General features: G+C 73.2%; 5 protein-coding genes. 4 read left to right on the top strand and 1 reads right to left on the bottom strand.

The window, feature by feature from the left end; translation table 11 throughout:
* Positions 1–884: FHA domain-containing protein (locus tag IE212_RS32405; protein WP_190201559.1), on the bottom strand; the 884-nt coding region annotated here is incomplete at its 3' end.
* Positions 885–1245: 361 nt separating this feature from the next.
* Between IE212_RS32405 and IE212_RS32400 the strand changes: the two genes are divergently transcribed.
* From IE212_RS32400 to IE212_RS32385, 4 genes are all read left to right on the top strand, one after another.
* Positions 1246–2922 carry a serine/threonine-protein kinase gene (locus IE212_RS32400; protein ID WP_190201554.1) on the top strand — a complete coding sequence of 559 codons (1677 nt, stop codon included), beginning with the start codon at positions 1246–1248 and terminating at the stop codon, positions 2920–2922.
* Between the two features lie 149 nt (positions 2923–3071).
* Positions 3072–4319: a serine/threonine-protein kinase gene (locus IE212_RS32395; RefSeq protein ID WP_190201553.1), complete on the top strand. Its 1248-nt coding sequence runs from the start codon at positions 3072–3074 to the stop codon at positions 4317–4319.
* A gap of 59 nt (positions 4320–4378) precedes the next feature.
* Positions 4379–5485, top strand: coding sequence for a peptide chain release factor 2 (gene prfB, locus IE212_RS32390; protein ID WP_190201552.1), 1107 nt, complete (start codon positions 4379–4381; stop codon positions 5483–5485).
* 290 nt (positions 5486–5775) lie between these two features.
* Positions 5776–6462 carry a hypothetical protein gene (locus tag IE212_RS32385; RefSeq protein ID WP_190201551.1) on the top strand — a complete coding sequence of 229 codons (687 nt, stop codon included), beginning with the start codon at positions 5776–5778 and terminating at the stop codon, positions 6460–6462.
* Positions 6463–6491: the final 29 nt, after the last annotated feature.

The raw sequence follows: 6491 nt of genomic DNA, 5'->3' as shown, positions 1-6491 counted from the left end.
GGACGGGCGCCGGCCGCCCGCGCGGCCTGCGCGGCCGCGCTCACCCTCCTGCTCTCGACCCGGGGCGCCCCGCCCTGCCCCGGCACCACGGCCGAGTCACCGGACCCGCGCCCCGCGGTGCCCGGCGTGCCCCAGGCCGCCGAGCCGTACGTGTGCCGGGCCTGCCCCGAAGGGCCGGCGTGGGCCGGGCCCGGCACGGGCGCGTCCGTGCCCGCACCGCCGACGGGGCCCGGCACGCGCACGTGCCCCTCCCCGTCCGGCGTCGTGTCCACCCGGCCCCCCGGCCCCCCGGCGGGAGCCAGCCGCAGGGCCGATTCGCCGATCCGCAGCAGCGCCCCGGGGGCGAAGCGGACCTGGCGGGTGCCCACCCGCGCGCCGTCCAGCGTCGTGCCGTTCGTGGAGTCCAGGTCGGCGACCGACACACGGCCGTCCGCGCCCACCGTCACCGCGCAGTGCAACCGGGAGACGTCCGGGTCGTCCAGCGGCACGTCGGCGTCGGCCGAGCGCCCGATGCGGATCTCGCCGCCGTGCAGGAGGTGGACGCCGCCCGCGTCGGGGCCCGCCACCACCTGCAGCTGGGCCGGGGCGTCCGCCAGCTCCGGATGCGGCTCCGGCTCGCCCGGCGCGCCCACGGACAGCACGGCACCGTCGGTCAGCGGGGGCTCGCCGAGCGTGCACCGCTGGGTGTCCAGTCGCTGTTCCCCGGCGTACAGCACGGGCGAGCCCGAGCCGTCGCCGCCCTGGACCACCTGGGCGAGCGCGGAGGCGACCGCCGCGAGCGCCGTGCCGGCGGGCGCCGTGACCAGCACGTCGCTGCGCGGGGCGCGATCCCGCCCCGGCACCGACGGGCCCTGTGGGTCTACGACGGTCAGCCGGATCTGCATCGCCGTCAGCGGTCCCTTCTGCTCAGGCGCGGAGTCCCCCACCCCGCCCCAGCACGTCGGCCAGTACTGCACGCATCCTCGCACCTGCCACTGACAGCGCGCCCCTCGCACAGGAACAAGTGATCTTGATTGGTCGGCTCTGCCCGCAAAAGTGCCTGAGAAATGCCTCACTCGCGATCACTTGAGATCGGTCACGTCTACTCCCGGCAACCACGAGACCGAGGTGAGCGTCTTTTCTTCGAACAGACGCGGGAGCGGATACGTAAGACCCACAGAATGACGACACTCCGGTCCTGGGCGCGCGGCACTACAGTGGGTCGGACAGGCCAGCAGGCAAGGCAAGCACCAGGGAGCGCATGACGTGCGGCCGGTAGGCAGCAAGTACCTGCTCGAGGAGCCGCTCGGACGCGGCGCCACGGGCACCGTCTGGCGAGCCCGCCAGCGCGAGACCGCGGGCGCCGAGGCGGCCGTGCCGGGGCAGCCCGGCGAAACCGTCGCGATCAAGGTCCTCAAGGAGGAGCTGGCCAGCGACGCGGACATCGTCATGCGGTTCCTCCGGGAGCGCTCCGTGCTGCTCCGGCTCACCCACCCCAACATCGTCCGGGTCCGCGACCTGGTGGTCGAGGGCGAGCTGCTGGCGCTGGTCATGGACCTCGTCGAGGGCCCCGACCTGCACCGCTACCTCCGCGAGAACGGGCCCTTCACGCCCGTCGCGGCGGCGCTGCTCACCGCCCAGATCGCCGACGCGCTCGCCGCCAGCCACGCCGACGGCGTGGTCCACCGCGACCTCAAACCGGCCAACGTGCTGCTCCAGCAGTACAACGGGCAGATGCACCCGCTGCTGACCGACTTCGGCATCGCCCGCCTCGCGGACTCCCCGGGGCTGACCCGCACCCAGGAGTTCGTCGGCACGCCCGCGTACGTCGCCCCCGAGTCCGCCGAGGGTCACCCGCAGACCTCCGCCGTCGACATCTACGGCGCCGGGATCCTGCTGTACGAGCTGGTCACCGGTCGTCCGCCGTTCGCCGGCTCGTCCGCCCTCGAGGTGCTGCACCAGCACCTGAGCGCCGAGCCGCGCCGCCCCTCCACGGTCCCCGACCCGCTGTGGACGGTGATCGAGCGCTGTCTGCGCAAGAACCCCGACGAGCGGCCCAGCGCCGTGAACCTCGCCCGTGGCCTGCGCGTCGTCGCGGAGGGCATCGGGGTGCACGCGAACTCGGCGCAGATCGCCGCCGCCGAGGGAGTCGGAGCGCTCCTGGTGCCCGACCCGGCGCCGGCACCCGTGCCGGACGTGTCCGGCGCGGCCGACCCGACCCAGGTCCTCCCGCAGGGCGCCGGCTCGTACGACCCGAACGGCGCGACCAGCGTCCTGCCGCACACCGCCGGCCCCGGCGCCGCCGACCCCACCGCCGTGCTGCCGAACCGGGGCGCGGCCGACCCGACCGCCGTCATGCCGCCGGTCCCGCCGGGCTCGCCCGGCCACCCCGGCCAGCAGAGCCAGGGCGGGCCCGAGGACCCGCACCCCTGGCAGAACCAGCTGCGCGCCGCCCGCGACCGCAACGAGCAGACGCAGGTCCAGTACCTCGACCCGAACGAGGACCCGCTGCGCCGCCGCCCCCAGCGGCAGGTCGCCCGGCCGCAGCAGCCCCCGCGCCGCCAGGCGCCCCCGCCCGGGCCCGGCTACGGCCATCCGCAGCAGGCCCAGCAGTACGCCCCGCAGCCCCAGCGGCCCCAGCCGCCGCAGCGCTACGCACCGCCCGCGCCGCCGCCCCAGCCCCAGCAGCCGCAGCGGCCCCAGCGCGAGCCCCGGCAGCCGCGGCAGCGCAGCGCCAACCCGATGCGGATCCCCGGGCTCGGCTGCTTGAAGGGCTGCCTCTTCACGATCGTCATCCTCTTCGTCGCCGGCTGGCTGATCTGGGAACTGAGCCCGCTCCAGGAGTGGATCGGCACCGGCAAGGGCTACTGGGACCAGCTCACCGACTGGTTCGGCACCGTGACCGGCTGGTTCGAGAAGCTGGGCGGCAGCGGGGGCGCCTAGGGGGTGCCCGCTCAGGGTCCGAGCTGACCGGAACCCGCCTACAGGGTTGGTGATTTGTCGACACCTGGCGGGTGATTTCCGCCTCGGCGGTGAAGGTTGGCTCTTCGGACGCGTAGTTTTAGCGACAACACGCGTCGGTAGGAGCAGCCTTGGCACGGAAGATCGGCAGCCGGTACACCGCCCACCAGATCCTGGGGCGGGGCAGTGCCGGCACGGTGTGGCTGGGCGAGGGTCCGGAAGGCCCCGTCGCCATCAAGCTGTTGCGTGAGGACCTCGCGTCCGACCAGGAACTCGTCGGCCGCTTCGTCCAGGAGCGGACGGCACTGCTCGGTCTGGAGCACCCGCACGTCGTGTCCGTGCGCGACCTGGTCGTGGACGGCAACGACCTGGCCCTGGTCATGGACCTCGTCCGGGGCACGGACCTGCGGACCCGGCTGGACCGGGACCGGCGCCTCGCGCCCGAGGCCGCCGTCGCCATCGCGGCCGACATCGCCGACGGGCTGGCGGCCGCGCACGCCATGGGCGTCGTGCACCGGGACGTCAAGCCGGAGAACGTCCTCCTGGACATGCAGGGCCCGCTCGGCCCCGGCGGCTCCCACCGCGCGCTGCTCACCGACTTCGGTGTGGCGAAGCTCATCGACACCCCGCGCCGGACCAAGGCCACGAAGATCATCGGCACGCCGGACTACCTCGCCCCGGAGATCGTCGAGGGGCTGCCCCCACGCGCGTCGGTCGACATCTACGCGCTCGCCACGGTCCTGTACGAGCTGCTGGCGGGCTTCACCCCGTTCGGCGGCGGCCACCCGGGCGCGGTCCTGCGCCGGCACGTCACGGAGACCGTCGTCCCGCTGCCCGGCATCCCGGACGAGCTGTGGCAGCTGATCATCCAGTGCCTCGCCAAGGCCCCGGCCTCGCGGCTTCGGGCCTCGGAGCTCGGGTCGCGGCTGCGGGAGCTGCTGCCGATGCTGGCGGGCATGGCGCCGCTGGAGGTGGACGAGCCGGACACCGAGTCCGTCGAGGAGGCCGACCGGGAGGAGCGCCCCGCCGGGCCGGAACCGGCCGGTGAGCGGGTCCGGCGGCGGGGCGCGGTCCCGCTGGTGCCGGGCGCGAAACCGGCCGACTCCAACCGGGACACCCATACCTCCATGCGCGTGCCCGCGCCCGATGAGCTGGCCGGGGGCGCACACGGCACGGCCCGGGCCCCGCGCGCGTCGGGCACCCCCCGGCCGGGATCGGCCCGCAACCGCGCCGCCGCCCGGCGTCGCCGCCTCGCCCTGGGAGCGGGCGCGGTCGCCGTGGCGGCCGCGATAGGCGTCGGGGCCTGGCTGTCCACGTCGGGCGACGACTCGAGCGCGCCACCCCAGGACACGAAGAACTCGGCCCCGCAGTCCCCCTGATCCTCGGGGTTCCGGCCGCCCGGCGATGGCCGCCGGGCGGAGCCGTTACGCTGGAGGGCGTGGCAGTCGTCGATGTATCCGAAGAGCTCAAGTCCCTCTCCTCGACCATGGAGTCGATCGAGGCCGTTCTGGACCTCGAGAAGCTGAGGGCAGACATCGCCGTGCTCGAGGAGCAGGCGGCCGCGCCGTCCCTGTGGGACAACCCCGATGAGGCGCAGAAGATCACCAGCAAGCTGTCCCACCTCCAGGCCGAGGTGCGCAAGGCCGAGGCCCTGCGCGGTCGTATCGACGACCTCGCCGTCCTCTTCGAGATGGCTGAGGAGGAGGACGACCCGGACACCCGCGCCGAGGCCGAGTCCGAGCTCGCCGCGGTGAGGAAGGCCCTGGACGAGATGGAGGTCCGCACCCTCCTCTCCGGCGAGTACGACTCCCGTGAGGCCCTGGTGAACATCCGCGCCGAGGCCGGTGGCGTCGACGCCGCCGACTTCGCCGAGAAGCTCCAGCGCATGTACCTGCGCTGGGCCGAGCAGCGCGGCTACAAGACCGAGATCTACGAGACCTCGTACGCGGAAGAGGCCGGCATCAAGTCGACCACCTTCGCCGTCCAGGCGCCCTACGCGTACGGCACGCTCTCCGTCGAGCAGGGCACCCACCGCCTCGTGCGCATCTCGCCCTTCGACAACCAGGGCCGCCGCCAGACGTCCTTCGCGGGCGTGGAGGTCCTTCCCGTCGTCGAGCAGTCCGACCACGTCGAGATCGACGAGAGCGACCTGCGGATCGACGTCTACCGGTCTTCGGGCCCCGGCGGCCAGGGCGTGAACACCACCGACTCCGCGGTGCGGATCACCCACATCCCCACGGGCATCGTCGTCTCCTGTCAGAACGAGCGGTCCCAGATCCAGAACAAGGCCACCGCCATGAACGTCCTCCAGGCCAAGCTGCTGGAGCGGCGCCGCCAGGAGGAGCAGGCCAAGATGGACGCCCTCAAGGGCGACGGCGGCAACTCCTGGGGCAACCAGATGCGTTCCTACGTGCTGCACCCGTACCAGATGGTCAAGGACCTGCGCACCGAGTTCGAGGTCGGCAACCCGGAGTCCGTGTTCAACGGCGAGATCGACGGGTTCCTCGAGGCCGGAATTCGCTGGCGCAAGCAGCAGGAGAAGTAATTTATCGACAAGGCAACTGCCCACGTCAGTGCGGCAGTTGCCTTTTTCGTGTCCGCGTGTCTGGGTTTTACATCACACTCACAGGCTCAGACTCCCGGCATTGGCCCCGTAGTTGGACATGGCGCCCGCAAACGCCCTTGACGTGTCTTTGAAAAATGGGAAGGGTAAAGCGCGGCATGCGTGTCTCTGGGGCGCATGTGAACCGGGGGCCTTTTCATCTCAGCTGCCCCCCGTCGAGCACAGCCCCGAGCGCTGCCTAATGACGATGAGCTACTGGGGGTAGCAACCACATGACGAAGAAGACGCGGATCCGTGTCGCACGGATAGCGGCCGGGGCCGTGATCGCTGCCGGTGCCTCGCTGACCGCCGCTGGCGCCGCATCGGCCACCGAGGCCGACGACTGCCTGCTCGGCCTCCTGTGCGCCAAGGAGTCGCCGGTCCCGAACCCGGAACCGCCGACCACCCCGCCGGTTCCGACCGACATCCCGACCGACCCGCCGACGGACCTCCCGACGGACCCGCCGTCGACCGAGGAGCCGACCGACGAGCCGACCGAGCCGACGGACGAGCCCACCGAGCCGACCGAGGACCCGACGGCCCAGCCGAGCAATCCGGGCAACGGCAACGGCGGCGGTAACGGCAACGGCGGCGGCAACGGCGGCGGTAACGGAAACGGCGGCGGCAACGGCAACGGCGGTGGCAACGGCACCGGCGGCGGCACCGGCGGTGGCAACGTCACCGACCCCGACGGCGGAACCTCCCCGCAGCAGGAGGGTTCCTCCGCCCTCACCGACACCGGCTCGGGCGCCACCCCGGCCCCGCAGGCCCAGGCCGCCGGGAGCGGCGAGGAGCTCGCCGAGACGGGTGCCACGGAGATCGCCTTCCTGGTGATCGGCGCCGCCACCATGATCGCCGGCGGTGTCGGCTTCCGCGTCCTGCCGCGCCTCATGGGCGGCCGCGGCGGAGCCGCCGCCTGACGGCAGCCGCGTCCGTACGGACCGCGGGT

Source organism: Streptomyces djakartensis (genome assembly GCF_014651075.1).
In the GTDB taxonomy this organism is placed as follows: Bacteria; Actinomycetota; Actinomycetes; order Streptomycetales; family Streptomycetaceae; genus Streptomyces; species Streptomyces djakartensis.
The sequence above is the reverse complement of the archived record's forward strand: the minus strand, read 5'-3'. Positions and strand labels throughout refer to the sequence as shown.